The sequence below is a fragment of the Amycolatopsis sp. NPDC104775 genome, from assembly GCF_055583325.1.
In genome coordinates this window covers 504321-530489 of record NZ_JBVJOE010000004.1, presented here as the reverse complement: position 1 = coordinate 530489, position 26169 = coordinate 504321, and the positions used below count along the sequence as shown (strand labels likewise).

Genomic DNA, 26169 nt, shown 5'->3' with positions numbered 1-26169 from the left:
TGTACCGGGTGACAGTCAAGATCGAGGTCCGGCCGGGCACCGGGCCGGAGTTCGAGCGCGAATGGCCGCGGGTCGGCGAGTCCGTCGCGGGCTTCGACGGCAATCTCGGCCAATGGCTGGCCAGTGACGCGGGCACCCCGGACGTCTATTACGTGACCAGCGACTGGACCGACGAAGAGGCGTTCGGGCGGCTCGAACGCAGCGAGCGGCACCGCGAACACCGCGCCGTCGTCGACCGCTACCGGGTCAAGGGCTCGATGACGGCGATGCGCGTGCTGCGGGTGATGACGCCGTGAGCCGGGTGCGCGTGCTGGTCTATTGCGCGACCGACGAACCGGACCGGCTGCTGGAGTCCTATCACGCGGTCAGCTCCGCGATGGAGGGCACGCCGGGGCTGGTCGGCAACGAACTGCTCCGCTCCCCTCTCCGGCCGGGCGCTTTCGCCGTGGCCAGCGAATGGACCAGCTTCGCCGAATTCCAGGCGTGGGAACAGGGACCGGACCACCGGGACACGACCGCGCCGATCCGGCCGTACCAGGACCCGGCGATGTCGCCGCCGTTCGCGATCTACGAGGTGATGGCCGCATGGTGAGCCTGGCAGGCAAGAACGTGGTGGTGACCGGCGGTTCGCGCGGTCTCGGCCGGGCCATCGCCGAGGCCGCCGCCGCCCAGGGCGCGCAGGTGTGCACGTGCTCGCGCAGCGGACCGGTGCAAGCGGACGTCACCACCGAAGCGGGGGTCGCGCGGCTCGTCGAAGAATGCGGCGAGCGCCTCGGTTCGGTGGACGTGCTGGTCAACAACGTCGGTGTGGACGGCCACCGCCCGCTGGGCGAACTCGACGCCGCCGAGTGGACCCGGGTCCTCGACGCGAATCTGACCTCGGGGTACGCGGTGATCCGCGGGCTGCTGCCGCTGCTGAGCGACGGCGCTTCGATCGTCAACGTGGGAGCTTCCGCCGCGTTGCGCGGACGGCCGGCGTCGGCCCACTACACGGCGTCGAAGGCGGCACTGGTCGGGATGACGAAGTCGCTTTCGCGGGAGCTGGCCTGCCGCGGCATCCGGGTCAACGTGGTGTCCCCCGGCGTTCTCGAAGACGAGGACAAGCCAGGCCCGCCGCCGCACGTACGGGAGCGGGTGCTCGCCGCGGTGCCGATGGGCCGGTTCGCGGCGTACGCCGACGTCGTCGGCCCGGTGCTGTTCCTCGCGTCCGACTCCGCCGCTTACGTCACCGGGCAGAACCTGCTCGTCGACGGCGGCATGTGAACCAAAGACGCGGCATGTGAACCAAAGACAAGGAGTGTGAACCATGCCTTTCCAGGCGATCACCTATGACATCAAGGACGGCTGCGAGGACGAGATCGCCGAGCTGTTCGCCGCCTTCCAGCGGGTGGACACGCCTGTGATGACGGACGAGGACGGCCGCGAGGTCGGCAAGCTGCTCGGCACCGCCGTGTTCATCAAGGGCGACGTCATGGTGCGCGTGATCCACTACGAGGGCGACTTCGCGGCGGTCGGGCGGCACATGTCGACGCAGGCGGGCGTGCACGCGCTGGAAGAAAAGCTGAAGCCCTACCTCGCGGTGCCGCGCGACACCGAAGCGCCGGAGAACTTCCGCAAGCACTTCGCCAAGAGCCTGATGCGCCGGATCTCCGCGCTGGGTTCGGCGGAAGAGCCGGTCGCCAGCTGATGGCCACGCGAATCGCCATGCTCGGCCTCGGCCGGATGGGCAGCGGAATCGGCTCGCGCCTGACCGAACAGGGCTTCGCGGTCACGGTCTACAACCGGACCGCGGCCAACGCGGCCCCGCTGACCGCCGCGGGCGCGGTGTACGAGCCGTCGCCCGAGGCGGCGGTGCGGGACGCGGACTTCGTCCTCGTCAGCCTCGCCGATTCGGCGGCGGTCGACGAGGTGCTCTCGCCGAAGGTGCTCGGCGCGCTGGCGCCGGGCACGCTGATCATCGACCTGACGACGACCTCGGCGGAGTACGCGCGCGCCAAGGCGGCCGAACTGGCGGAGGCGGGCTTCGGGCGGGTCGAGACGTGCGTCCTCGGCAATCCGTTCCAGGCGAAGTCGGGTGAGCTGCGGCTGCTGGTTTCCGGAGCGGCTGAGGACGTCGAGCGGGCGAAGGAAGTGCTGGACGCGATCGGGCACGAAGTCCGGCACCTCGGCCCGGCCGGTGCGGCCAGCACGATGAAGCTGGTGTTCAACGCGCTGCTCGGCGCCCAGGTGGCCGCGCTGGCGGAAGCGGTGAGCTTCGGCGAACGGGCCGGGCTGGACGGCGGGATGCTGCTCTCGGCGATCGCGGGCAGCGGGTTCAGCTCGAAGGTGATGTCGTTCCGGGCGGAACTCATGCGGTCCGGCCGCTACGAACCCGCGGCGTTCCGGTCGGTGCTGATGGCCAAGGACTTGGGACTGGCGGTGGCGGCGGCTGCCGAGGCCGGTGTTTCGGTTCCGGTGCTGGCGCAGTCCGCGGCGCGGTTCGACGAGCTGGTGGCTGCCGGGTATGGCGACCATGACGCCGCGGTGCTGTTGGAACTCCAGCGCAAGTAGCCGTCGGGCGCGCCGTGCGGCACGGCGCGCCCGACGCTCGCGCGGAGGTCGCGGTTGCCCGCCCGCGAATCCCTTTGACCACAAGGTGATCCGAGCGCGATTCGTCCCTGGAGAAATTCGGGCTGTGCGGGTCAACGGTGTTCGAGGCGCCCGAGTTTCGCGTAGCCGAGGACCGGGTAGCCGGGCAATCCGACGGAGACAAAGCCTTTCTTGGGCTGGCCCGCTACCCACAGGACCCCGGTCGTCCGGACCGCGGCGACGAGCGTCGGTCCGCCGAGGGACACCATGCGGGATCCTTCCGGCGAGGTGGCCCGGCAGGTGAGTTTCCGGTTCCTGCCGCCGTTTCTCATTGAGTCGGCGACGATCCGCAGCGGTGTCCAGTGGGTTGCCCGAGCCGCCTCCGGTGCGCGGATCAGCCACCAGTACAGGGATCGCGCGGACACCCAGACGAGCAAGGCGGCCAAGTAAAGCCCGACGAACGTGGCGAGCCCGAGGAGTTCATCGGATTGCCGGTAGGTGTGTAGCAGCAGGGGCGCGTAGGTGGCGCCCAGCAAGGCCGCCAGCGCGAGCCTCGCGAGGGCGGCCGCGATCTGCCGGGGCCGGTAAAGCCGGATCATGAGGCGGAGTTGCGCTTGGTGGTCCGGGCGCGATTCCCGAGGGGCCACCGGACGCGCCGAACCGGGCAGAGCACGAGCGCGCAGCACGCCCGTGGCCACCGAACCTGGCACCACGACCCCGGCCCGGCCCGAAGGTTCGGGGCCGACCATCCAGACGTAACCACTGCTGTCGATCAAGCCGACGGCCGCTGGCGGGCCGACGCGGAACCACTGGTCGTCCGCCAGCCTCACGTACAGCACGCGCTTCGTGGCCCGGAGCATGTCGTCGTCCACGAACACCTTGCGAAACGGCAGGTCGAGCAACCGTTCCCGCGCTTTTCGCGGGCCGCGCAAGGCGATCCGGGCGAGCAACCCAAGCCGGACAGCCGCGAAAGCAGTCACGACGGCGGGAAGAGCGAGGTAAATCTTCGCCCGGGCGAACACGATTAGCGCCACGCCCGTCGCCAAACAGACAAATGCGAACACGGCGCTTCTGCGCAGCGCATTCCGGTCCCCGCGCAGACTAGGCGCGAACCATGGGTCCTGCCTCGACGGCTGGCCCTGTTCCGGCTCGACCGCGACGACGCGGTCCGCGGCCTGCGGCGTATCGGCATCGGGGACTGCGCTCATCGGCGAATCCGTCCTGACCAGGCGGCTCCTGATCGGACCCGAGTGTGCAAGAGATTAGTACGCGAGCCCGGGAGCGTCATCAGTCTTTTCCGCACCGGCCACATCGGCCAAACGCGGCGATATTCGGGATTTTCGCCGCCTAAAGGATCATCTTGTTTCCGCGCCATGGGTTTGCCAGCCGGTTATTTACTGACGGAATCGGCGGTCGTCGGTATTTCCGCCGTCCCCGGGCCGGGCCGGGTCTGACCATGATCGTTTCCTGTCCTGCCGCCGCACCGCCGTTTTGCTGGGCGCCGTCGCTGTTCTCGCCGCCCGACATCGCCCCGGCGGTGATCAGCGGATCGCTGGTGGTGGCGGGCAAGAACAAGGCGGGGCAGCCCGCGGTGTGGCGGGTGACCGAAGGTGCCGCGACACCGTTGCTGACCGGGAACACGGCGCCGAAGCTCAGCGCGCACCTCGCGATCACCGCCGAACAAGGAGTCTCCACCGCCGACCGCAAGGGCGCCGCGACTGGTCTCGTCACCCGGCCCAGCGGCACCTACCACGAGACCGGACCCGGCTCCTCGGGCCAGCCCCGCGACGTCGTGTCCGGGATGACGTGCGCCCGCTGGGCCGACGCGGACACCGTGCTCCTCAGCCGCTACAACGGCGACCTGCCCTCGGTCATCCCGTCCGGCGGCGCGCTCGCGCCGAACACGACGGTCCTCGGCCGGGACAGCAGCGCAGCTCCCGGACGCTCCCGATCGCGTTGGGCGGCGACAGCGGCATCCGCGAACCCGTTGGCAGCACCTCGTTCGTCCCGTCACCGGCGCCCGGCGCGCTCGCCGCGGCGTACGCGGACGTCAACACGCACCAGCTGATCGTGGCGGACCTCGCGACCGGCGGCACCCGCCGTCTGGACGGGCCGTGGAGCGAGGCCACTCAAGTGCTCGGCTGGACTTCGAGCGCCACCTAGCGCCCAACGACCAACGCGACCTGCCACACCGGACTGAACGCAGTCCGCAGCGGCTTTGCACACCGCGTTCCGATCGCTCGACGGCAATGCCAGCCGAGGCGCCGAACAGGACCGTGCCGTGCCCGGGTCAGTGCCGGTCGTCCAAGAGAGCGATCGCGCGCGCCTCGGGAACTCCCAGCAGCAGCAGGCTCGTGATCGTCGCGGCGCGGGCGCCGAGGGTCCCGTCCGGCAGGTCGCTGTCCGCGATGGCGAACACGACGCCGTAGGCGAGCTGGCTCAGCATGCCAGACGGAAGGTGCTGCGCGAACACTTCGCTGTCCTGGCCCCGTTTCACGAGGTCGGCGAGGAGGTCGTCGACTGGCCCGAGCAGGCTGTGGATCGCCTCGCCGTACTCGCCGCGGCGCAGCGCCAGCAGCACCCGGTACCGGTGCGCCACCGGCCAGACGCGGGCGACGAACGCGACCCACGTCGCGTCCGCTTCCGCGTGGGAAGCGGTGGTTTCGGCGAGGACGGCCGTCATCTCGGCGACGGCCCGTTCCGTGAGCGTCCGAATCAGGTCGAGGCGCGAGGGAAAGTGGCCGTAGACAGTGCGGCGGACGACGCCGGCGGCGGTGGCGATGTCGCCCATACCGGCGTCGGGGTTGTCTCCCAGCACATCGAGGGCGACGTCGAGGATGCGGTCGCGCGTCTCGTTCACCGAGCGCGCGCGGGAGGACTCGGCGGGCACGCCGACAGTTTTGCACACCGGTGTGCAATGACGTAGGTTGCACACCAGTGTGCAACGAAAAGTTGTGCCGCGCTCCGAGCTCAGGAGAAGAAGGCAATGACCGCACCGACGTCACCGGCCCTCGTCCGCCCGTTCACCGTCTCGATCCCGGATTCGGCGATCGCCGACGTGAAGCGGCGGCTGGCCAGCACTCGATGGCCGGACCCGGCGACCGTGGGCGACTGGTCGCAGGGGGTTCGCGTGGAGAACGCCCAGGCGCTGGCCAGCTATTGGGAGCACGACTACGACTGGCGGCGCTTCGAGTCCGAGCTCAACCGCTTCCCCCAGTTCCTGACCGAGATCGACGGGCTGGACATCCACTTCATCCACGTCAGGTCCGGCAATCCCGGCGCGATGCCGCTGCTTCTCACGCACGGTTGGCCGGGCTCGCCGCTCGATTTCCGGAAGCTGATCGGCCCGTTGACCGACCCGGTTTCCTTCGGCGGAGACGCCGCCGATTCCTTCGACGTCGTCGTCCCGTCGCTGCCCGGGTTCGGGTTCTCCCAGAAGCCCGCGGAGACCGGGTGGACGGTATCGCGCATCGCCGACGCGTGGGTGGAACTGATGAAGCGTCTCGGCTACCCGAGGTGGGCCGCGCAAGGCGGCGATTGGGGTGCCGTGGTCACCACCGCGCTGGGAGCCAGGCGGCCCGAAGGGCTGCTCGGGATCCACCTGAACACCCAGTACGCCTTTCCCGCGCGGATACCCGACACCTTGTCGCCCGAAGAGCGCCACGCCGTGGAGACGCTCGCCCTCTACACCGGCGATCTCGGCGGGTCGAACCATCTCCAAGGCACGAAGCCGGAGACGGTCGGCTTCGCCCTGGCGGACTCCCCCGCCGGCCAGGCCGCGTGGATCTACGAGAAGTTCCAGTCCAAGACCGACAACCCCGGCCTCGCCGAGGACGTCCTCAGCCTCGACGACATGCTCGACGCGATCTCCCTCTACTGGATCACCAACAGCGCGGCGTCGTCCGCCCGCATCTACTGGGAGAACAGGTCGCTCACTTTCGCCGGCCCGAAGCTGACACTCCCGGTCGCGGTGACCGTCTTCCCCAAGGACATCCCGCGCCCGCCGCGAAGCTGGATCCAGGACACCTACCGCACTCTGATCCACTACGGCGAGGCCGACCAGGGCGGGCATTTCGCGGCCCTCGAACAACCCGAGATCCTGGTCCGCGAAATCCGCGACGGCCTGCGCACCCTGCGTTCCTGACGCCGGCCTACCTGGTTGCGGACGTCGCGGTGCGGACGAGGTAGGACCAACCGGCGTGCAGCTGGCTCGGGTTCCATACTTGGTCGCGTTTGAAGTGCGTCTCGTCTTCGTCCGACCATCGCGCCGGGCCGCCCGCGGCGATCGCCATCAGCTGTGTCCGGCAAGCGCGTTCGAGCAGGACCGCGTACATCACGGCGGATTGGATGTCCGGCCCGGCGGTGACCGCGCCGTGGTTGGGGATCAGCACGCCGTTGGCCGTACCGAGTCGCCGAGCGAGTGCGCGGCCGAGTTCGGGAGTGGCGATGAGCGCGCCGGTGTCGGTGAATCGGGGAAGCTGCGGGTGGGCGAACGGCACGGCGTCGTGGGACAGCGGGACGAGGTCGACGTCGAGTGAGGCGAACGCGGTGAGCGCGGGCGCGTGAGTGTGCACGACGGCACCGACTTCGGGGCGTGCGGCCATGGTTTCGGTGTGGATCGGGTATTCGAGGTGCGGCCTCCCGGTTCCGTCCACAATGGACCCGTCCGGGGCGACGAGGACAACCCTGTCCTCAGTGACCTCTTCGAATCCCCAGCCGGATGCCTTCATCCAGACGCCGCGCCCTTCGGGGTCGCGGATCGAGGCGTGGCCCCAGACCAGGTCGCCCAGTCCGGCGGCGGCCAACGCTTGACTGGCCTGGGTCACCAGTTCCCGGGGGTGGGGCATGAGTGTCTCCTCGCGTCGGGTTTCAGAGTGCATGCGGGACAGCGTGTTCGGGGATGACCACGTCGGTTCCGGACGGGGCCAGGGTACGCAGCACTTGATGGTGCATCTGCTGATGCGCGGAGGCCAGTCCGGCTTGGTGGATGGGGACGACGACGCGCGGAGCCACGGCGCGGACGTACTCGATGGCCTCGCTGAGTTTCATCCACGGCCCTCCGGCGGGCGCCAAGAGCACGTCGACCGCGGTCGGGGCCGGGTCCAGGGCGTCTCCGGGGTGCAGCACGAGGCCGCCGATGAGGTAGCCGTTGTTGTCCGAGCCGGGCAGGTCGGGGTGGACGGCAGCGTGCGCACCGCTGCCGGTCACCACGATTTCGAGGCCGTTGACGGTCAGGGTGTCTCCGGGGACGGCGGTGGTCGTCGTCAGCTCGGCGAGAAGGTCAGCGGCACCAGGGCTGTGCACGATGGTCGCGCTCGGGTTGTGGGCGGCCAGCGTGCGCAGTCGGCCGACGTCGAGGTGATCAGGGTGGGCGTGGGTGACGAGGATGGCGTCGAGGTCGCGGAGGCCTTCGAAGCCCGCGGAATACGTGCCCGGATCGAGCAGGATCCGCGTTGCCTTGTGCTGTCCGGGAAATTCGACCAGTACGCAGGCGTGGCCGTAGTGGGTGAGGTGCATGGTTCTGGGTGGTCCTTCGGTCGGTCAGGGATTGACGACGGTCATCCACATCGGTTCGGCGCGGCGTTGCATGAGATCCACGGCTTTGACCGCCTCCGAAAGCGGGAAGCGGTGCGTGATCAGTTCATCTGCGGTGAGAGTGCCGGTGGCGAGCATGCGCAGGATCGCCTGAGCGTCGTTGCGGGTGCAGGCCCGGGTTCCGACGAAACGCCAGCAGTTGACCATCATCGCCGCCGGTGGCACGGGCAGCGGGGTCGCGTTGGATCCCATGTGGACGAAGGTGCCGCCGGTCGCCATGGCGCCCATGGCCTGTGCGGAGACGGGGCCGTCGGGGATGAAATCGATGACGGCGTGCGCGCCGCCGGGCGCATGCTCGCGGATCCGTGCGGCAAGCGCATTGGCGCTCCCCTCGCCCGAGGGGAGCTCGTTGAGCGCGATGATGCTGGTGTCCACGTCACCGGCTAACCGCGCGACGGATTCGAGCCGTTCGCGCTCGCGGCCTACCAGGACGAGATGGGCGATACCGAAGTGCGCGGCGAGCTTGATGGTCGCGGTGCCCATGGTGCCGGTCGCCGCGGTCACTACCACGGTGGCGCCCGCGGAAAGACCGGCGGAGTCAAGCGCCCGCAGCGCGTTGGCCAAATCGTGCACCTTGGCCGCGACGTCGAAACCCACCGTCTCGGGCAGCGGATCGATCAGCCAGTGCGGAACCCGGACGTACTCGGCGAGTCCGCCGTCGTGGTACTCGTCGTACAGCGGAGTCGCCGTGGTGCCGAAGGCAGCGTGGCCGAGCATGGCCTGCTGGGCGCACATCATGTCCCGGTCGCTGCGGCAGTAGGGGCAGTCGCGGCAGTTGAGGTTCGGGTGCACCCGGACCCGGTCCCCCACGGCCACGTCCGGCACCTCGTCGCCGACGGCCGCGACGATCCCCGCGGCCTCGTGCCCGAGGGTGGTGGGCAGATGCTTGAACGCGCCCATTTCGAGCAGCCGCATCATGCCGGGCGCCAGCCCCGCCGAGGCCACTTCGACCACCACGTCGCGCGGGCCGGGTTCGGGCACGGGGATGTTCTCCAGCACCAAGGTTCCGGATCCCTGGTGGGCGCGCAGGGCGAGCATGGTCTTCATGAGCGCACCTTCGTCTCGATTCGTTCCGGTGCATAGGCATCGGCGAGACGGGTGGTCTCGGCGACTTGGGGAAGCTCACGGTGGGAGAGCAGGCTGAGGTGCTCGCCGGCCTGAGTGGTGACGCTGGTGTGAGCGATGCCGAGGGGAATGCGGACGAAGTCGCCGGGTTCGAGGTCCACGATTCCGCGCTGGGTGATCAGGGTGCGTTTTCCGCTGGCCTGGTACTGGATTTCGTCGGCGTCGAGCAGGCGCCGGTAGCGTCGTTCGCCGCCGGGTGTGGTGGCGGTGATGCCCAGCCGGGTGGTTCCGGTGCCGTAGAGCCAGGTGGTGCCGCCGCCCGTACCGGCGGCGAGCACTCCGATGCGGCGTTGTTCGCGGTCCACCTGGCCGAGCAGCCGGGCCTCGTCCGCACCGAACACGGCGATGTCGTGGCCCGGCGTGCCCATGCATTGCGTGACCGCCTCGTTCACCGGGCCGGGACTCCATCCGGGGAACGGCGGGAAGACCGCCGAGGATTCCCGCTGAGCCGGGGCGAGTTCGTCGACCGGCGCGGGCAGGTAGAACAACAGATGGCTCTCGGCTCGTCCGTAGTTGTCGTGGGCGACGCCGCGGGGAATGCGGGAGAACTCGCCGGGCCGGTGTTCGATCACGCCCAGTTCGGTCATCAGGGTGCGTTCGCCCGCGATCTGGTAGGAGATCTCGTCGACGTCGCAGTTGCGGTGATAGAACGGCTGCCGGTTGTCCATGGTCTGCCATTCGACCCGGATCTCGTCGTTCTCGTAGACGCCGCGCGGTGGAGCGAACGGCTGGGCGCGGAACGCTTGCGGGTAGTGCACCACGTTCAACGGCGGATGGTCGTGCCAGAGTTTGATGGGCACCTGAGGCGGGTGCGGCGGAGACAGCAGCAGGTGTTCGTCACGGGTGACGCTGCGCAACGGCTGGTCCGAATCCAGCACCAGGATGTCTTCGACGACGTCCATGGCAGGCTCCTTGTCTGGGTGCGAGTGGGGTCAGTTTCCCGGCAGGGCTTGGTAATACCGCCGCGCGCCGGGATGCAGCGGGATCGGTGTCCGGCCGATCGCCGCGGGATCCAGCGGATAGGTGACCGGGCTGCGCTCGGGCGGCAGATGCCGGTACTGGTTCTCCAGGATTTCGCGGGTTTCGCCGAGGATCCAGGCCACCGCGTAGGCGAGGTCGTCGTCGAGATCGGCGGTGGTGACCATGAGGAAGTCGGAGAAGTCGAGCGTGCGGAAGCCGTCCGCGCCCGGGAAGTAGCCGTCCTCGACGGTGGCGGCAGGCCAGCCGTAATCGGCCTCGATCCCGGTCAGCACGTCCTCTTCGATCGGCAGGAAGCAGTAGTCCGGTGCCAGCCGCTGCCAGTGCGGGAGCATCACGGCCTCGTGGACGATCGCGTTCGCGCGCCCGGCCAGTACGTGCTCGAGCGATTCGAAAGGGCGTTCGTCTTCCAGGAAGGAGCCGCCCCAGCCGAGGACGTCCACGCCGGAGCGATCGAGGAGCACGTGCGCGGCCAGCCCGACGTGATTGACGCCGTCGTTGACCGACGTCGCCAGCCGCAGCCGCGGAGCGTTCTCGCGCAACTGCGCGACCGTCGCGGCCTTCACCGAACGGTGCACCGCAAGCACCAGCCGGTCACGCTGCGGCAGCACACCGAGAGCGCGCAAGTGCGGGAACGCCTCGCCCGCGTAACTGCCGCTCCCGTCCATAGCCGCGCGTGTGAAGGCGGCGGGCGTAGTCAACGCGATGTCGACTTCGCCGTGGCCCACCGCGCGGACGGCGTCGACGAAACCGCGGCTGTTCCAGGTCGCGATCCGGGTGCCGGGTCCGCTGCGGTCGCCGAGTTCTTGGGCGACCCAGCCACAGATCCGGTGCAGGTTGGCCCCGCCCCAGTCACCGCGCAGGTGCACCGTCAGGTCGCGGTCGATCCTCGGTTCTTCCGGTCGGCTGGTCACGCGGCAGCCCCCGTCGACGGCTGGCCGTCGCGCACGGTGTTGCGGATGGTGCCGACCCCGTCGACTTCGACGGTGATCTCGTCTCCGGCTCGGAGGAACACCTGGGGATCGCGACGGAACCCGACACCGCCCGGGGTGCCGGTGAGGATCACGTCGCCGGGAGCGAGCGCGGTGAAAGTGGAGATCGTGGCGATCAGCCGGGGAATGGAGAACATCAGCTGGGACAAATCGGACTCCTGCATTTTTCGTCCATTGAGGACGGTGCGAATGCCTGCGTCCTCAATGGACACCTCTTCGGGCGGGACCAGGAAGGGGCCGATCGGCGTGCTCGCGTCCCAGGCTTTTCCTTGCAGCCATTGATGAGTCTTGTACTGGTAGTCGCGCATGGTGATGTCGTTGGCCACCGCGTACCCGAGCACGTGAGTGGGGGCGTCGGCCTCGGCGATCCGGCGGCCCGCGCGCCCGATCACCACGGCGAGTTCGCCCTCGAAGTCGACCTGGGACGACTCCGGGGGCAGCACGATGTCGTCGTAGGGGCCGAGCAGGCTCGTGGCGAACTTGCCGAACAGCACCGGATAGCTTGGGACCTCCCGCTTGCTTTCGGTGACGTGGTCGCGGTAGTTGAGCCCGACGCAGAAGATTTTCTCCGGACGAGGCACCACCGGCAGCAGCCGCACCTGCTCGACCGGGACAGCGGCGGTGTCCTCCCTCGGTGCCGACGACAGTGCTTGGGAGTCCGTCGCAGCCCCGATCTCACTGATGCCGGTCAAGGGAATCAGCGTCGTACCGCGGAGTTCGCCGACCCGGCGGGTTCCGTTGTGCTCGAACGTCGCGTAGCTCATCGGTTCATTTCCCTTCGCTGGTGCGGCGCCAGGACGCGAGCTGACCGCCCCAGAGGTTCACCGTGGTAGGAACGGGTTTCCATCGACGGGGCACGTAGGCGACCCGGTCGTCGTGGAACTTCTCCATTTCCGCGGACAGTTCGACGTGGTTGCCCGCGGGGTCGTCGAAGAACACGAACAGGTTGTTGCCGGGACCGTGCCGCCCCGGCCCCCAGGTGACGTCGACGTTCTCGTCGGTCAGCCGGTCGCACCAGGATTTGAAGTCCTCCCATTCGGCGAGGTCGTAGGAGCAGTGGTCGATGTCACCGCCTCGGCCCGTCTCGACCACCGCGAGGGTGTGATGGTCGCGATCGCTGCGCAGCCAGGCGAAGCGGCCGTCCTCGAGCTGGTCGGAGATCCGGAAGCCGACCACGCCGACATAGAAATCGACGATCTTCTCCACGTCGTCGGAGCCCAGGGTGATGTGCTGGTACTTGACCGGACGACGGGCGGTGTCGGCGGTGGTTTCCCCGTCCCGCTGCACCGTGGTGTGGAAGTGGACTTCGGTGCCGTGCGGATCGACCGTGGTAAGTCCCCGCGCGGGAGCGACGGCGGCGTCGAGCAGGTCCGCGTCCAGCTCGCGCACTGGATGACCGGCGGCTGCCAGGCGTCGGGAAATCCCGGCGATTCCGTCCGGGTCACGCACTTCGAAGCCGTAATGGCGGAGACCCCGCGCCCCTTCGACCAAATCGAGCACGTGGTGCCCGCGGCCCCACCCCAGCCGTAGACCGCCGCCCGGCGACTCGCGATGCACGGTCATGCCGAGGACACGACAGTAGAACTGGGCGGTCGCCGCTACGTCCGGCACGGAAAAACCGATGTGCGACACCGAGGTCCGGGTCAGCGCGCCGGCCGCGTCGCCCTCGCGCAAGATGATCCGCTGTGGGCTATTCATGAATGAGTGCTCCTTCCGAGGGGACGGTGGCCGTCCGGGGAGTCCAAGCCAGGACCCGGTCGACGTGTTCTGCGGTGTCCGCGGGCCGCCAGGACGCGGCCACAACGCGATCGGGGCGCAGCAGCACGAACGAGCCGCGGTAGGCGGTAAACTCCCGATCCAGTGCGCCGTCGACGTCAAGCAGAAGACGCCGCGAGGTCCGGGTCAGGTGCTCCCCCAGTCCGACCCTGACAACTGCCGCCGTCAACGCGGTGACGATCGGCTCGGTCGGCGGCCAGGCCGCGTCGTCGACTTCGACGCCGAGCAAGGCCCAGCCCGGCCCCAGAACCTCGTCCAGACGGCGGATGCGGTGGTCCATGCTGTCGAACGCGAGCGGCTGCCCGATCGGCACCCCGGCCGGGCCGCCGCTGCCCGGCACGATCAGACCGGCGGTGAACCGCTGTGCCGGGCGGTAACGCATTTGTTCGAGGTAGGCGCGTCCTTTCGCGGTGGCCAGCGCGCGGCGCACCGCCGCGTCCCGTCGCCGGGCGAGTCCCGGCCTGGTGGTCATGACCCAGCGGCCGAGTCGTTCCGACATACGCACCGTGGCCAGCGCATGCGGGTAACGCTCCTGCTGGTAGCTGGCCAGCGCCTCCGGAGCCAAGCGGCCAGCGAGGACGTCGGCGATCTTCCAGGTGAGGTTGATCGCGTCCCGGATTCCCGAGTTCAGCCCTTGCCCGGCGAACGGCGGCATCATGTGCGCGGCGTCGCCGAGCAAGAACGAGCGCCCGATCATCCACTGGTCGGCGACGACGGCGTTGAAGCGGTAGCAGACCGCTCGTTCGACCTGCCGGGGAGTGATCGGCCGATACCGGGACAGCAGCCGTTCGATCAGCGCGAAAGACGGGGTGTCCCGCGGAGTTCCCTCTCCGGCGAACAGGCGGAACTCGTACCGGCAGCGTCCGCCCGTGCCGGGCACGATCACATGTGGACGGTCGGGAACCGCGTGGTGCATGGCGAACCGTTCAGTGTGCGGATCGTCCACAGTGTCCACTACCAGCCAGACGTCGTCGTAGCTGCGGCCGGTCATCCCCACCTCCTGCAGCACCCGGGTGGCCGACCGGCCGCCGTCGCAGCCGAGCACATACGCGGCGTCGAGAGCGACCTCGCCTTCCGGTCCGATCGCGTGGACGCGGACGTGATCGCGATGCTGGTCTAAACCAGTCACGCGGGTCTCGAACGACAGCCTCGCGGTCGGCATTTCCGCGACCGCGCCGACGAGAGCCCGCTCCAGATCGGGCTGGGCGAACGGATTCTTGAACGGATAGCCCAGCCGGAGCGGTTCCGGGCCTGCCGCGTGGAACAGTTCCCGCCCGTCGCTGCCGTAGTAGCGGGTCCCGGTTCCCGGGGCGAGCACCGGAAGCACGCGCCCGGCGATCCCCGCTTGGTCGAATCCGCGGAGAGCCTCGTCGTCGATGCTGATGGCTTTCGGTTCGTCGCTGGTGCTCGAATGCTGCTCCAGCACCGTGACGCTGACACCTCGTGCGGCGAGCAGCGCCGCGGCGGTCAGGCCGACCGGGCCGGCACCGCATACGACCACTTCGGCGGTTCCCGTGAGCGTCATCGTGTGCCTTCCCGTCATGATCGGACCTGTCGCCAGGTTAGGCACGAATTCCTGTTCTTCGTAAACAGAATCCTGATATGCAGGACTACGGGACTGCGCTTATGGTGAGGTCATGCCCCCGCGCAGCCGCAGCACCAGCACCTATCGCGAGCGCAACTCGACCGCCGACCGCGCGCTCGACATCCTGTTGCTGTACTCGCCCGAAAAGCCGGTCTGGACCGCCGCGGAAATCGCGGCGGAACTCGGCGTCGCGCGCTCCACCGGCTACCGCTACATCCAGAGCCTGGTCCGCACCGGATTCCTCGAAGAAACCGCCGGAGGACTGCGGCTCGGCCCGCGGATCTTCCAGCTGGCCCGTTCGGCGAGGATGGGTCTCGGCCTGTCGGAGGTGGCGCTGCCCGTGATGCGGGACCTGGCGGCCGAGGTAGGCGAGACAGTGCTGCTCACCCGAAGGTCCGGGCGGTCGGTGGTGTGCCTCGACCTGGTCGAGGCGTCCCGCGCGGTCCGGCTTTCCTATGAGCGCGGCCATGTCCTGCCCATCAACGCCGGCGCGGCCGCCGAGGTGCTGCTGGCGTGGGCGGATTCCCGCGAAGTCACTTCGGTCCTCGGGCAAGCTCCGCTGGAGCGGTTCTCCGCCCGCACCCTCACCGACCCGGACGACCTGCGCGCCCGGCTCGCCACCATCCGCAAACGCGGAGTGGCGATCTCTCGCGGCGAACTGGACGACCACATCCTCGGTGTCGCCGCCCCGATCCGCGACAGCTCGGGCAAGGTCTGCGCGGCGATCAGCGTCGCCGCACTGGCGGCCAGGGTTCCCCGTTCGCGACTGTCCGAAGTGGAGAGTGCGGTCCGGGACGCGGCGGCGGCGATCACCGGGAAGCTTGACCTTCTCGGCAATTGATGCTCGTCCTGAAATTCAGGAAGCTCGCCGGGCGTGCTGCCTTCCTTCGCGACGTTGCTCGCGTCCGTCCACTTAGGTCACGTCCGCGAGTGCGCCGCGGCACGCAGGATCGCCGCCGCCGACCGCTCGACGTCCGACTCGGTGGTCGACCAGTTGGAGACCGAGATGCGCAAATAACGGCGGCCGCGCCAGGTGGTGCCGCCCAGCCAGCAGGTGCCGTCGCGTTGCACCACGTCGATGATCGCGTCGGTCCGGTCGTCGTCGCCGAACCCGACCAGCACCTGGTTCAGGACAACGTCGTTGGCGATCTCGGCACCGCCTTCGGCGAGGATCTCGGCGAACAGACGCGCATGCCGGCAGCAGCGGTCGACGAGGTCGGCCACGCCGTCGCGTCCCAACTCCCGCAGGGCCGCCCACACCGCGAACACCCGTGCGCGGCGCGATGCCTCGAGCGTGAGGTCGCCCATGCCGGACAACTCGGCTGAACCAGTCAAGTAAGGAGCGCGATAGGCGATGGTCTCGGCGTGCAGTGCCGGGTGAGCGCAGAACGCGAAGCCCGAGTCGTAGGGGACGTTGAGCCACTTATGGCCGTCGCACGCCCAGGAGTCGGCCAGTTCCAGTCCGTCGACCAGCGCCGCTGTCGCGGGATTGGCCCCGGCCCAGAGCCCGAAAGCGCCGTCGATGTGGACCCAGGCACCGCGGCGCTTCGCGATTACGCAAGCGGCGCGCAGGTCGTCGCAGGCGCCGGTGTTCACGTTCCCCGCCTGCAAACAGACGATCGCGGGACCCTCTCCCCCGTCCAAAACCCGGGCCAGGTCCGCCACGTCGATCGCACCCTGCGGACCCGCGGTTATCTCCTCGATCGCCCTGGTGCCGACGCCGAGCAACCTCAGCGCGCGATCGATAGTCGCGTGCCGCTCGGCGCTCGCGACGACCCGAAGAGCGGGCGCCCCGGCGAGACCGTCCCGTTCGACGTCCCACCCGGCTTGGGCGAGGACGTGGTGCCGCGCCACCGCGAGCCCGACCGTGTTGGCCGCTTGGCCTCCGGTGACGAACCCGGTCGACGCGGTGGCCGGAATCCCCAGGAGATCCTTGAGCCACCCGCCCGCGACGTCCTCCGCAGCGGCCGCGGCGGGCGACAGAGCGGGGTTGAAGCTGTTCTGATCCCACCCCGCTGCCAGGAAGTCCGCCGCGACCGCGGACCGCAAAGCCCCGCCGATGACCAACCCGAAAAACCGCGGTCCCGCCGTCGCCACGAGTCCTTTCTCGGCGATGCGAGCGAGTTCTTCGAGGACGGCGTCAGGAGGGCTGGATTCACGGGGAAGTTCTTCTCCGAAAGCCTTCCGCAAGGCCGCGAGGTCGACCGGCTGCGCGACCGGCCGATCACCCAGACCGGCCACATACTCGGCAGCCAGCTCCGCGGCCCGCGTGAAAAGAGAGCGCTCCTCGTGCATGAACATCCTTCCCGATGCCACGACTGCCCGGTGCTCGTCAAGCGGAACGAGCCCCGGAGCCGCCCCCGGTCCCGACCCGCAGATGCTCCCGTGCCCACTCCTCGAAGCTGGTGAGCGGGATGCCGAGATCTCGAGCGTACCGGGGCCGGGCGGGTTTTTCGGCCACGTTCAACATCTCGTGCGAGGCGCCCATCGGCGGCATCCCGGCAGCGAGGGCCTCTTCCTCGGTCATGTCCGGCGCGGACACCCGTGTGCCCAGCACGCGGGAAAGAACCTCGGCGATCTCCGTCATCGACAGGTAGTCACTCGCCAGTTCCAGCTCGACACCGTCGAAACGCTCCGGTTCGGCGACAGCCGCCGCGGCCGCCCTGCCGATGTCGTCCACAGCGACCAGAGACAGCCGGGTCCGCGGCTTCAGGACGCTCACCAGGCCGCCCTCGATGCCGCGCGGGAACAGAAAAGCCATGGAGGGCAGGAAATTCTCCATGAAGAAACCCGGCTTGATCAGCGTCCAATGCTCGAAACCCGCTTCGCGGACCCGTTGCTGGATTCCGGATTTGGCGGCGTAGTAGGGCTCCATCGCCGCCCAGCGGCCTTCGGCCCAACCGGGAGTATCGACGTGCTGGTCAGCGCCGCTGACGGACGTATGCACGAACTGCGGCACTCCGGCGGCCTTCGCACCCTCGACGAGGTTGACGCCCTGCACCATCTCCCCTTCGAAATCGGGGCCGTCCGTGGTAACAGCAGGCATCTGCACGGAAAACACCGCACGGACGCCTTGCGCCGCCCGGATCACGGAATCGCGGTCGTGCAGATCGCCGGGCACCAGTTCGACACCGAGCGCCCCGACGGCCTTCGCCCGCTCAGTCGCCGGATCGCGCACCAGCGCGCGGACGGGAACGCCCGCCGCACGCAGCGCTCGGACGGTCGCGCCGCCCTGCCTTCCAGTAGCGCCGGTGACCAGGACAGGCGCGGAATCTGCGGACATGCTGCTCCTCGAGAGCCTCGGACGATAAACGGCGGGGCCCGCCGGTTATGCCCGGCAACCATACGGCGGGCCCCGCCACTTAGCAAACCTGGAGGTCAAGCCATGCGCGAGTACCCATGCCCGGCGCAATCACGGTCAACACGGCCCCGCACTCGAGCGACATCCGCGCGGCGCGGCCGAACGCGTCCGCCGAGGCCATGGCGCGAAAAAACCACTTGCCCAACCCGACCGCATACCCATGCTCGACGATATGGCGCGCGCAGGAGAACTCTCAGCAGGTCATCCTCCGTTGCGGTGTCACTGTCCCTTGTGGACGTCGACTTCGCCGGGATGCTCGCCAAAGTCCTGCGCAACCGCCTCAGCGACACCTGGCCGCGGCGGACCCGCGAAGACCGTTTCCCGGTGACAAAACGAAAAGCGCGCGCTCGGCCGCAGTTGACAACTTAAAGACCACTCGGCCTTTGTCTCTTGAAAGTCCTCCGCCGATCCGTTCCCCTTTGACTGGGATGCCGGGCACACGGCGGTCCGTCGCAGTCCGGCGCCTGCTCAGTCGATTCCTGTCCTGACTCACCGCGGAGTTGCCGTATGCCCGTTTCCTTTCGCCACGGCCTGATCGCCGCCGTCGCCGCGACGCTCGTCACCGTGGCACTCAGCGCGCCACCGGCCGCCGCCGACACGACTTCGGTCTATATCCCGGTTTCGCCGCTGCCCGCGGGGCAGAACGGCGACGTGCTCAAGTCGCAGCCCTCGAACTACAACGGCGCGACGGCCACCCGCATCCAGTACTTGTCCCGGGACAACAAGAACAAGCAGGTCGCGGTCAGCGGCACGGTCCTGGTGCCGAACACCGCCTGGAGCGGGCCCGGCGAGCGGCCGATCGTGGCCTACGCGCCGTTCACCTTCGGGATGGGCCCGCAGTGCGCCCCCTCGAAGACTTTGGCAGGCGAGGGCTCACAGGACATGGTGTCCGGTTTCCAAGGCGGCTTCGTCAACGCGTTGCTGAGTGCCGGGTTCGCGGTGGCGCAGACCGACTACATCGGACCGTGGGTCGAAGGCAGCGGCGATCATCCGTATGTGAACCGGCTGTCCGAAGCGCACACCGTGCTGGACGTGATCCGCGCAGCGCAGCGGTTGCAAGGGACCGGCTTGCCTGCCAGCGGTCCGGTGGGCATCGCCGGTTACTCCGAAGGCGGAAGCGCCGCCGCATCGGCGGCCGAACTGGCCCCCGCCTACGCACCCGAACTGAACGTCAAAGGCGTCTACTCCGGCGCGCCGCCCGCGGACAAGGCCGCCCTAGCCAAGTCCCTCGACGGCGGCATGTACGCCGGGTTCCTCGGCTACGCGCTGATCGGCATCAACCAGGCCTACCCCGAAGCCAGGCTCATGGACCTGGCCAACCCGGCGGGCGCTCAACTGTTCCTGGAAGCCCGGCAGACCTGCACGCTGGACTCAGTCTTCAAGTTCATGGGCAAGCAGACGAGCTCGCTGACCAAGAACGGCCAGCCGGTCTCCTCATTCCTTGCGCAGCCGCCGTTCGACGCCATCGTCGCGGAGAACCGGATCGGCAATATCAAGCCCGCCATGCCGACAATGGTCGAGCAGAGCCCGATGGACGACGTCATCCCGGCCGCCGTCGGCAAGCAGATGGCCAAGGACTGGTGCGGCGAGGGCGCCAACGTCCGGTGGAAGGACCTCCCGACCTTCTCGCCATTCCTCTCCCATGCCCTGGGCATGATGACAGCTCCCGGCGACGCCACAGAGTGGCTCAAGGGCGTGTTCAACGGACAAACGAGCAACGGCAACTGCGGCCAGTTCTGATCACCAGCATTTCGACCGGCAAGACGTGAAGGAGGTCCTTTCCCGAAAACCGGCCAGCGACGGACGCCTTCACCGCACCCAAGGTCGCTGAGAAATCTCCGGTGGGCGATGTGCGCGGGTTGCATGCTGAGGCGGTCGTCGGCGTCTTTCCGCAGCCGCCATCGACGTCACATGTGGGGTGGGCATTGCAGGACGCAGTTCATCTGCGTCCTGCAATGCGGTACTGGAATGGACTCGACCGCGGCGGGAATACTCGACTTGCCCCGTAAACTTTGCTTACGAGTCCTGGCCAACGCGACGTTGTCCATTACCGTCAACCGTGTTCAGGTCACCTGGTTAAATCCAGCGACAAGCGTTGGCCGTGAGATCAGCGCGGTCTGCTACTCGGCAAAAACCTTCGCAGCATGCTGTGTTTGAACAGCGGCAGGCACGAGCATTCCGGTGATCACGTGGCGTTGCATGATCACCTACGCCCGCGCCTGCCCCGTCATCGGCCAAGCAGTTCGACTCGCTGGGTCTCAAATGCCGGAGCCGCTTAGCCGCACTTGTTTGTTGTTCCTGACGAAGAGCGCCGCCGAGATGGCGGTCAGTCGCAGCCGTGTGCCCAGCGGTGCGAGGAAATGTTGTCGGCAGGGTGCTCCCAGTATCCGCCGTCGCCGTTGGTGCCGTGGTGGGAGAAGCGGACCCAGTCGTCTCTCAGTTCTCCCCAGTAGTCGCCCCGGCTGATGCAGGCGTAAGCACCGGTCTGGTCGATACCCCAATACATGTTCACGGCGTCGTTGTAGTCCTGGTAGCCGCGGTTCTCGACCGACCGGACGTTGTTGCGGCACTTGCCCCAGTTGCCCGAGTTGCCGGACCACGAGCAGGATTCACCCCCGCGACCGGGTTCCTGCCAAGCGTAGAACCTGCCGTCCGGGTCGGCGGCGGCCGTCGGGACGGTGGTGTTCGGGGCGGCTTGGGCCACCGTGGCCGGGGCGATGGCCAGCGTCGCGGTCAGGGCGCCGGTACCGATCAGTGTCACGATCTTTCTCATGAGATTTCCTTCCCTTGGCTGGGTGTTCCCCGGCAGCGGCAGCTGCGGAGTCTGGGTGGCCGGGTCAGCTGGCGGTGATGGTGCGAGCCTTGGGCAGGGCTGCGCGTTGCAACGCGAGCTTGGCGGCCAGCTCGTGGGCGTACCGGCGTTGTAGTTCGTCGTTGAAGCGGGCATCCAGCTCTGCGGCTGTCCGGGCCAGCCCGGAGCTGTCCGCGCAGCTCACCTCCGCCACCGCCACCCGGATCTCCACGTCACGTGGCCCGGGTGGTGCCGCGGAGAGAAACTTCTCGCGGGCCGCACCCGGTGAGGCGTAGGCGAAACCGGCCGCGCGCATGCAGGCGGTCCAACGGTCGAGCGGGCGGCGGTAGGCGGGGTCGTCTTGCACCATCCTGTGGCGCGCCGCGGCGAGATTGCCGGTCACCCGGTCGACCCGGTACCACGTGTGGAGATCGCCGTACAGCATGCGCTGGGCTTGTGACGTGCAGCCCTGATCGCTGTGCTGCACGGTGCCGCCGGTGGGAAGGGTCGCGGTCAGCCCCTCCGGACGCTTTCCGTTCAGCGCGTCCAGGGCGGCATCCTTCCGGTCGGGTGGCAGGCTCGCGAAGTAGTGCCGGTTGGGATCGTGTGCTGCCAGCTCCTGCTTGCGACGCTCGATGTCGCTGCCATACCCGTGCTGCCGGGCCCACCACAGATCGTCGATGACGTACGGAAAATTGCGATCGCCGTCGACTCGGTCGTCCGGGCCCGGCACTACGCGAAAGCCCAGCTGTCCCATGCAATCCCCGGTCAGGATCTGTTCGGCCCGCAGCAGCAGGCGGGCGTCTTCAGGACTGATGTTCGTGGTGACATCGGCCGCGGTGTCAACGGGAGCCGGACCCGAACCGCAGCCGGTCAGCGCGGTTGCGGCCAGCAATGCCATGACGGGCAGGCCCCGAGCTCGGCTGCCCGGCGATGGGTCGGTGCGACAGAACCGCCTCACTGGCCAAGCGGTGACCCGTGACGTCCTCATCTCGGTTCTCCTTCGCAATTCACGTCACCCGCCTGTCGCAGCGTTTCCAAGGGCACCCATGGCCTGGACCGGGCGGGTCTGGCACGCAGCGAGACCAGACCCGTCTCGTGGTTGGACTTTTCTGGTTTCTCCTGCCCGGGCCTTTCTTGTTACGCGGCGAGGCCGGGCCTCAGGTATAGCGACGCGACGTTGTTGACGGTCGGCAGGCGACCGGTTAAGAAACAACGGCAAGAACAAACAATCGCTTCACCACGCAAAACAACATGAGTTGACCCTCGTAGCGAGCAATGCGAACCGTTCGCGCGTCACCGAGAGGCACCTGCTTCGACGCCCGACGGCTCAACTCCGTTCGCTCGGCGAGGAAGCGTTGCAGATCTCGGGTGCTGGGCCGGTGCCGGGAAAGTCGCGGCTGATGCTGTCGCAGAGCCGCCGGATCGCGTCGTCGAGGTTGGTGTTCCAGAGGATAACGGTGTTGTCTTCGCTGCTGCTGGCGAGGACGCCCGCCGGGCTCCAGCGGATTCTGGAGGTTTTTCCGGTGTGGCCGGTGAGCGTCGCCCAGCGGGTTCCGGTGGCGATGTCCCAAATGGTCACGGTGTCGTTGTTGCCGAAAGTGGCGATATAACGGTCGTCCGGGCTGAAGTACGGCGAGCGCGCTTCCGTGGCCGGGGTGGGGAATTCGGCCACCACAGCGAAGGTCGCCGTGTTCCAGACGGTGATCTTTCCCGAGGCGGCGAGCTGCGGGTTGGTGGAAAGCAGCAGTGACCCGTCGCGGCTGAACCGGTAGACCGGCCAGTCGCTGCCGCGGGCTTCGTCGACGACGGTCAGCTTCTTGACGGGCGTGTAGTCGTCGGTGTTCAGGATGGTGATGGTCGTGCCTGCGCTGATGTAAGCGAACATACGCCCGTCCGGGCTGTAATGCGTGTTGCCGACGTCGATCCCTTCGGCGATTTTTCGCACGTATTGTCGGGTGGCGAGGTCGTAGAACCAGATGCCGCCGTTGTCTCGGGTCGCGATGGCCAAGGTGCGGGAGTCTCGGCTGAAGTCGAACGACCTGGCGTGCAGCCGGTTCGCCGGCCGCGGAATCTCGGCGACCACCGCGGCGGTTCTCGCGTCGTGGAGCGCTATGCGGCCTTTGTCGTTGACCGCAACGAACTTCCCGTCCGGGCTCAGGATCGAGAGCCCTCCGGCGTCGTCGGAGTTCGCGGGCGCCGCGATTACCCGGCTCGTCCGGGTCTTCATGTCCCAGAGGACGGTCGGCGACCCGCCTCCGCTCGCGACCACCGTGCCGCCGGAGTCGCTGACGTCGAGGTAGAGCGCATGCCCGGTGCCGCCCATCAGCGGGAGGCGCGCGCGGTCCCACAGCGCGATGCCGTTGTCGACGACGCCGGCGATGGTTCTCCCGTCGGAGCTGACGGCCACCGACGACGGCAGGGAAAGGTCTTTGACCAGGGTGGCCAGCAGCGTTCGGCGGCCGATGTCCCATACGTTGACGGTGCCTTGGGCGTTGACGGTGAGCAGCTGCGCGTTCGCGGGGTCGGCCACGACGCTGAGCTGAGGATCGGGATCTCCGGCGAGGCTGGCGACCTGCCGGCGGGCGGTCACGTCCCAGAGCCGGATTCCCGGTTCCGCTCGGCTTGTGGTCGCGAGAGTGCGGCCGTCGGAGGCGAAGTCCGCGGAGTTCGTCCAAGCGCCGTCCGCCGGCAGCGTGCCCGCTCGTGTCGCGGTGCGCAGGTCCCAGAGCGCGACCGCGCCGGTGGTGTCGGTGAACGCGAGCAGCGCGCCGTCGGGACTGACCGCCACCGCGGCACGGCTTACGGGCTCGGGCGAATCGTGTTGCGCGACGAGGGTGACAGGAGCCGTCTTTCCGCTGGTGTCCCAGAGTTTCACCGCGTTGTGCTGATCGGCGGAGACCAGCAGTCGTCCGTCCGGACTGAACCGCAACGTGGCAATAGGCGTATCGGCGTCCGCGGCGGTGAACGAGGCGGTGATTCTCCGCGAGGGCAGATCCCAGATGTGAATACGCCCGTCGAACGTGCCGACAGCGAGCCGCTGACCGACGGCGCTGAACCTGACCGCTGTGACTTGGTCGAGCGGAGCATCGAATACGGCCGCGCGGCGGCGGGCGGGAACGTCCCACAGGGTGAGGTGGCGTGCTTCCCCGGGGGCGGCGAGCCAGTGCCCGTCGGGGCTGAACGCGACCTCGAAGGTGGTCTTGGGCGGTGACGGCAGCAGCGCGTGATAGGGACGATTGGAGGCGAGGCTGAGAATCGCGCTGCGAGCCTCGGCAGTGGGCTGGGTGAGATAGGCGTCGAGACTTTTCCTGATCGCCGCCGCCGTGTCCAGTCTGGCTTGGGCCTGGGCTTCGGCGGCAAGCTGCCGTGACGTAGCGGTCCGTTCCTGAGCGAGTGTGTGTTCGCGTTGCCGCACAGCCGTTGTCGCGATCGCGGCCGCGGCGACCAGCAGCACGGCCAGACTCGCGGCTAGCCAGCGCAACTGCCGGGAACGCCGCCGCCATCGGGCGTGTTCTCGGGCCTCGGCGACTCGGCTCGCGTCGAGGAATTCACGCTCCAGCGCGGTGAGCCGGACGTCCGCGCTGCCGGCCCAGTCGCCGACGGCGGCCAGCCGCACGCCGCGGTAGAGCATGCCGGGATCACGCCCGAGTTCGGCCCAGCCGTTCGCGTCGTCGGCGAGGCGGCGCTGCAGTCGCAGGCCGTCGCGGTCCGCGTCCAGCCAGCCGCGCAGCCGCGGCCAGCCTCGGATGAGCGCTTCATGCGCGATCTCGACGGTGTCGCGGTCGAGCACGATCAGCCGCGCCGCGCTGAGTTTCTCGAGCACAATTTCGGCGTCGCCGCCGGGCAGGTCGAGTTCGCGGCGATGCAGCCTGCGTTTGGTGTCTTCAGTGCCGTCGCCCAGCGCGGTGAGCCGGAGGAACAACTCCCGCGCCACCCGCTGTTGCGCCGGGCCGAGGTCGGTGAACGCGGCCTCCGCGGTCTGCGCCAGCGCGTGCGCGATGCCGCCCACCGCTTGATAACCGCTCAGGCTCAGCGTTGTGCCGCGGCGACGCCGCCACGTCTGCAAGAGCGCATGCGACACCAGCGGCAGTGCACCGGCCTGGCCCGCGGCGTCCGCTATGACCGCGGCGACCAACGCTCCTTCGACCTGGCAGGACACACCGGCTGCGGGCTGGACGATCGCTCGGCGGAGGTCGTCGGTCTTCATCGGGCCTACCAGAAACTGCGCGTCGGCCAGCTCCGCCGCCAGAGCCTGGTGCTGAGCGCAGTGGGCATAGAAGTCTGCGCGCACGCCGAGCACCACCCGGGTTCGGCTGGATTTCTCCTTTGCCGCGTACAGCAGCATGGCGATGAACTGATCTCGTTCGTCATCGCCGCGGCACAGCGTGAAAACCTCCTCGAACTGGTCGACCACCACCAGAACATCGGCGTCTTCTCCGATCTCGGCGAGATGCTGCCGAATTCGCAGATGCAGATTCGCCGGATCGTTCTCCAATTCGGAACGGACTACCGCCGCGGAGCTTCCCGTCAGCGCCGCGAGCTGAACGGAGCACTCCTGGACCGGGTGGTCGCCGGGCGACATCAACAGCGTCCGCCGCTCGCCGCCGCAGCGATGAAACCCCGGAATCAACCCCGCACGCAGCAGCGAGGACTTCCCGACGCCGGAAGCGCCGAACACCGCGAGAAACCTGCGCTGGCCGACCCTCCGGACCAGATGCTCGCTGAGCGTTTCGCGGCCGAAGAACCGATCCGCGTCCTGCGGCTGAAACGCCGCCAGCCCCACATACGGGCCAGGCGGCTCCGCACCCTCCGCCGCGCTGGCGGCCCCGGCGTTCACCTCGGCCGCCACCGCGTGCCAACGCCGCTCCCACTCCTCGACGTCGCCCCCGCAGGCACGCACGTAAGCCACCGTCACCGCCAGGGTCGGGAGCTTCGTACCGGACGCCGCGGTGGCCAGGGTCGGCACCGAATAGTGCGCGCGCCCCGCCAATACCTGATACGTAGGATTCCCCGCCTTGCGCCGCAAACGACGTAGATCCACCGCCAACTGCACAACGGGATTCTCATCGTTTTCGTCCAGCGGACGCTCTTTACGCGGCACGACTACCTCCCCGTGAGTCGTTCCGCTCATTGTCTCCGAGCTGTTTGTCAGGCAACACCCCCCGACACACAACAACCCGTTCGCGCTAGAACTCGTCCAGTCGGCGACTCGCCCAAACAGCCGCTCGAGGCCACAACCGGCGTTGTCGTCCACAGCGGGTTCCAGTGCCTGCAATGGGGCCACCGTGATGTCCTGAGCATCAGGGGAGCGCAGGCGGTCGAGAAGGATGGTTCGTTCCCTAGACTTCACGGCGAGGGCGGGAGCGATGTCGGTGCGAACCGGTGGCTTCTCCGG

At 68.5% G+C, this 26169-nt stretch carries 24 protein-coding genes; 9 read left to right on the top strand and 15 right to left on the bottom strand.

The features are described from left to right. Positions 1-8: 8 nt before the first annotated feature. Genes ACZ63D_RS21110 through ACZ63D_RS21090 form a run of 5 tightly spaced genes read left to right on the top strand, consistent with a single transcriptional unit; the run spans position 9 to position 2550 of the window. Positions 9-296: an antibiotic biosynthesis monooxygenase family protein gene (locus tag ACZ63D_RS21110; protein ID WP_465356014.1), complete on the top strand. Its 288-nt coding sequence runs from the start codon at positions 9-11 to the stop codon at positions 294-296. Then, complete coding sequence (locus ACZ63D_RS21105) at positions 293-592, top strand: antibiotic biosynthesis monooxygenase family protein (protein WP_465356013.1); 300 nt, start codon at positions 293-295, stop codon at positions 590-592. Before ACZ63D_RS21110 ends, ACZ63D_RS21105 begins: the two co-directional genes overlap by 4 nt. After that, entirely contained in the window at positions 586-1263 is a 678-nt protein-coding gene (locus ACZ63D_RS21100) for an SDR family NAD(P)-dependent oxidoreductase (RefSeq protein WP_465356012.1), read from the top strand. The genes ACZ63D_RS21105 and ACZ63D_RS21100 overlap by 7 nt, the downstream gene beginning before the upstream one ends. Before the next feature lie 43 nt (positions 1264-1306). Further along, positions 1307-1687: a SchA/CurD-like domain-containing protein gene (locus ACZ63D_RS21095; RefSeq protein WP_465356011.1), complete on the top strand. Its 381-nt coding sequence runs from the start codon at positions 1307-1309 to the stop codon at positions 1685-1687. Then, positions 1687-2550 (top strand): NAD(P)-dependent oxidoreductase, encoded by an 864-nt coding sequence (locus ACZ63D_RS21090; RefSeq protein WP_465356010.1) that lies wholly within the window; start codon positions 1687-1689, stop codon positions 2548-2550. The genes ACZ63D_RS21095 and ACZ63D_RS21090 overlap by 1 nt, the downstream gene beginning before the upstream one ends. Positions 2551-2681: 131 nt before the next feature. Here the strand turns inward: ACZ63D_RS21090 and ACZ63D_RS21085 are convergent, their stop codons facing one another. Continuing rightward, positions 2682-3776, bottom strand: a complete 1095-nt coding sequence (locus tag ACZ63D_RS21085) for a hypothetical protein (RefSeq protein ID WP_465356009.1) — start codon at positions 3774-3776, stop codon at positions 2682-2684. A gap of 248 nt (positions 3777-4024) precedes the next feature. Between ACZ63D_RS21085 and ACZ63D_RS21080 the strand changes: the two genes are divergently transcribed. After that, positions 4025-4636 (top strand): hypothetical protein, encoded by a 612-nt coding sequence (locus tag ACZ63D_RS21080; protein ID WP_465356008.1) that lies wholly within the window; start codon positions 4025-4027, stop codon positions 4634-4636. A 222-nt stretch (positions 4637-4858) separates the two neighbouring features. Here ACZ63D_RS21080 and ACZ63D_RS21075 read toward each other — a convergent pair whose 3' ends face one another. Then, complete coding sequence (locus ACZ63D_RS21075) at positions 4859-5458, bottom strand: TetR/AcrR family transcriptional regulator (protein ID WP_465356007.1); 600 nt, start codon at positions 5456-5458, stop codon at positions 4859-4861. A 96-nt stretch (positions 5459-5554) separates the two neighbouring features. On the opposite strand from ACZ63D_RS21075, the gene ACZ63D_RS21070 reads away from it, so the two are divergent. Further along, positions 5555-6712, top strand: coding sequence for an epoxide hydrolase family protein (locus ACZ63D_RS21070; RefSeq protein WP_465356006.1), 1158 nt, complete (start codon positions 5555-5557; stop codon positions 6710-6712). Positions 6713-6719: 7 nt separating this feature from the next. On the opposite strand, the gene ACZ63D_RS21065 is transcribed toward ACZ63D_RS21070, so the two are convergent. The 8 genes from ACZ63D_RS21065 to ACZ63D_RS21030 are packed head-to-tail and all read right to left on the bottom strand — an operon-like array spanning position 6720 to position 14559. Beyond that, entirely contained in the window at positions 6720-7415 is a 696-nt protein-coding gene (locus ACZ63D_RS21065) for a class II aldolase/adducin family protein (RefSeq protein WP_465356005.1), read from the bottom strand. A gap of 22 nt (positions 7416-7437) precedes the next feature. Further along, complete coding sequence (locus ACZ63D_RS21060; RefSeq protein WP_465356004.1) at positions 7438-8085, bottom strand: MBL fold metallo-hydrolase; 648 nt, start codon at positions 8083-8085, stop codon at positions 7438-7440. A 24-nt stretch (positions 8086-8109) separates the two neighbouring features. After that, complete coding sequence (locus ACZ63D_RS21055) at positions 8110-9201, bottom strand: zinc-dependent alcohol dehydrogenase (RefSeq protein WP_465356003.1); 1092 nt, start codon at positions 9199-9201, stop codon at positions 8110-8112. 5 nt (positions 9202-9206) lie between these two features. After that, positions 9207-10190: a hypothetical protein gene (locus ACZ63D_RS21050; RefSeq protein ID WP_465356002.1), complete on the bottom strand. Its 984-nt coding sequence runs from the start codon at positions 10188-10190 to the stop codon at positions 9207-9209. Between the two features lie 30 nt (positions 10191-10220). Beyond that, the gene (locus ACZ63D_RS21045) at positions 10221-11180 is read right to left on the bottom strand and encodes a TAXI family TRAP transporter solute-binding subunit (RefSeq protein ID WP_465356001.1); all 960 of its coding nucleotides are present in this window, start codon (positions 11178-11180) and stop codon (positions 10221-10223) included. After that, positions 11177-12022 carry a fumarylacetoacetate hydrolase family protein gene (locus ACZ63D_RS21040; protein ID WP_465356000.1) on the bottom strand — a complete coding sequence of 282 codons (846 nt, stop codon included), beginning with the start codon at positions 12020-12022 and terminating at the stop codon, positions 11177-11179. Before ACZ63D_RS21040 ends, ACZ63D_RS21045 begins: the two co-directional genes overlap by 4 nt. A gap of 4 nt (positions 12023-12026) precedes the next feature. Further along, positions 12027-12956: a VOC family protein gene (locus ACZ63D_RS21035; RefSeq protein ID WP_465355999.1), complete on the bottom strand. Its 930-nt coding sequence runs from the start codon at positions 12954-12956 to the stop codon at positions 12027-12029. After that, positions 12949-14559, bottom strand: coding sequence for an FAD-dependent monooxygenase (locus tag ACZ63D_RS21030; RefSeq protein WP_465355998.1), 1611 nt, complete (start codon positions 14557-14559; stop codon positions 12949-12951). Before ACZ63D_RS21030 ends, ACZ63D_RS21035 begins: the two co-directional genes overlap by 8 nt. A gap of 112 nt (positions 14560-14671) precedes the next feature. Between ACZ63D_RS21030 and ACZ63D_RS21025 the strand changes: the two genes are divergently transcribed. Continuing rightward, a complete protein-coding gene (locus tag ACZ63D_RS21025) occupies positions 14672-15460 on the top strand; it encodes an IclR family transcriptional regulator (RefSeq protein ID WP_465355997.1) in 789 nt (262 codons plus the stop codon). Between the two features lie 77 nt (positions 15461-15537). On the opposite strand, the gene ACZ63D_RS21020 is transcribed toward ACZ63D_RS21025, so the two are convergent. Both ACZ63D_RS21020 and ACZ63D_RS21015 read right to left on the bottom strand, forming a co-directional pair. Further along, on the bottom strand, positions 15538-16914 hold the full coding sequence (locus tag ACZ63D_RS21020) for a pyridoxal phosphate-dependent decarboxylase family protein (protein WP_465355996.1): 1377 nt from the start codon (positions 16912-16914) through the stop codon (positions 15538-15540). Positions 16915-16951: 37 nt separating this feature from the next. Further along, on the bottom strand, positions 16952-17902 hold the full coding sequence (locus tag ACZ63D_RS21015; RefSeq protein WP_465355995.1) for an NmrA/HSCARG family protein: 951 nt from the start codon (positions 17900-17902) through the stop codon (positions 16952-16954). 585 nt (positions 17903-18487) lie between these two features. Here ACZ63D_RS21015 and ACZ63D_RS21010 point away from each other — a divergent pair. Beyond that, positions 18488-19720: a lipase family protein gene (locus ACZ63D_RS21010; protein WP_465355994.1), complete on the top strand. Its 1233-nt coding sequence runs from the start codon at positions 18488-18490 to the stop codon at positions 19718-19720. A gap of 586 nt (positions 19721-20306) precedes the next feature. Here ACZ63D_RS21010 and ACZ63D_RS21005 read toward each other — a convergent pair. The 3 genes from ACZ63D_RS21005 to ACZ63D_RS20995 form a co-directional block, all read right to left on the bottom strand. Further along, a complete protein-coding gene (locus ACZ63D_RS21005) occupies positions 20307-20753 on the bottom strand; it encodes a hypothetical protein (RefSeq protein ID WP_465355993.1) in 447 nt (148 codons plus the stop codon). Between the two features lie 64 nt (positions 20754-20817). Further along, a complete protein-coding gene (locus ACZ63D_RS21000; protein WP_465355992.1) occupies positions 20818-21672 on the bottom strand; it encodes a hypothetical protein in 855 nt (284 codons plus the stop codon). A 429-nt stretch (positions 21673-22101) separates the two neighbouring features. Then, positions 22102-25875 carry an nSTAND1 domain-containing NTPase gene (locus ACZ63D_RS20995; RefSeq protein WP_465355991.1) on the bottom strand — a complete coding sequence of 1258 codons (3774 nt, stop codon included), beginning with the start codon at positions 25873-25875 and terminating at the stop codon, positions 22102-22104. Between the last annotated feature and the right edge of the window lie 294 nt (positions 25876-26169).

Bases quoted from the DNA above. Each gene is read 5' to 3' on its own strand.
- ACZ63D_RS21100 (WP_465356012.1), top strand. From the start codon at position 586: ATGGTGAGCCTGGCAGGCAAGAACGTGGTGGTGACCGGCGGTTCGCGC.
- ACZ63D_RS21095 (WP_465356011.1), top strand. From the start codon at position 1,307: ATGCCTTTCCAGGCGATCACCTATGACATCAAGGACGGCTGCGAGGAC.
- ACZ63D_RS21090 (WP_465356010.1), top strand. From the start codon at position 1,687: ATGGCCACGCGAATCGCCATGCTCGGCCTCGGCCGGATGGGCAGCGGA.
- ACZ63D_RS21085 (WP_465356009.1), bottom strand. From the start codon at position 3,776: ATGAGCGCAGTCCCCGATGCCGATACGCCGCAGGCCGCGGACCGCGTC.
- ACZ63D_RS21080 (WP_465356008.1), top strand. From the start codon at position 4,025: ATGATCGTTTCCTGTCCTGCCGCCGCACCGCCGTTTTGCTGGGCGCCG.
- ACZ63D_RS21070 (WP_465356006.1), top strand. From the start codon at position 5,555: ATGACCGCACCGACGTCACCGGCCCTCGTCCGCCCGTTCACCGTCTCG.
- ACZ63D_RS21065 (WP_465356005.1), bottom strand. From the start codon at position 7,415: ATGCCCCACCCCCGGGAACTGGTGACCCAGGCCAGTCAAGCGTTGGCC.
- ACZ63D_RS21060 (WP_465356004.1), bottom strand. From the start codon at position 8,085: ATGCACCTCACCCACTACGGCCACGCCTGCGTACTGGTCGAATTTCCC.
- ACZ63D_RS21055 (WP_465356003.1), bottom strand. From the start codon at position 9,201: ATGCTCGCCCTGCGCGCCCACCAGGGATCCGGAACCTTGGTGCTGGAG.
- ACZ63D_RS21050 (WP_465356002.1), bottom strand. From the start codon at position 10,190: ATGGACGTCGTCGAAGACATCCTGGTGCTGGATTCGGACCAGCCGTTG.
- ACZ63D_RS21040 (WP_465356000.1), bottom strand. From the start codon at position 12,022: ATGAGCTACGCGACGTTCGAGCACAACGGAACCCGCCGGGTCGGCGAA.
- ACZ63D_RS21035 (WP_465355999.1), bottom strand. From the start codon at position 12,956: ATGAATAGCCCACAGCGGATCATCTTGCGCGAGGGCGACGCGGCCGGC.
- ACZ63D_RS21030 (WP_465355998.1), bottom strand. From the start codon at position 14,559: ATGACGCTCACGGGAACCGCCGAAGTGGTCGTATGCGGTGCCGGCCCG.
- ACZ63D_RS21025 (WP_465355997.1), top strand. From the start codon at position 14,672: ATGCCCCCGCGCAGCCGCAGCACCAGCACCTATCGCGAGCGCAACTCG.
- ACZ63D_RS21020 (WP_465355996.1), bottom strand. From the start codon at position 16,914: ATGCACGAGGAGCGCTCTCTTTTCACGCGGGCCGCGGAGCTGGCTGCC.
- ACZ63D_RS21015 (WP_465355995.1), bottom strand. From the start codon at position 17,902: ATGTCCGCAGATTCCGCGCCTGTCCTGGTCACCGGCGCTACTGGAAGG.
- ACZ63D_RS21010 (WP_465355994.1), top strand. From the start codon at position 18,488: ATGCCCGTTTCCTTTCGCCACGGCCTGATCGCCGCCGTCGCCGCGACG.
- ACZ63D_RS21005 (WP_465355993.1), bottom strand. From the start codon at position 20,753: ATGAGAAAGATCGTGACACTGATCGGTACCGGCGCCCTGACCGCGACG.
- ACZ63D_RS21000 (WP_465355992.1), bottom strand. From the start codon at position 21,672: ATGGCATTGCTGGCCGCAACCGCGCTGACCGGCTGCGGTTCGGGTCCG.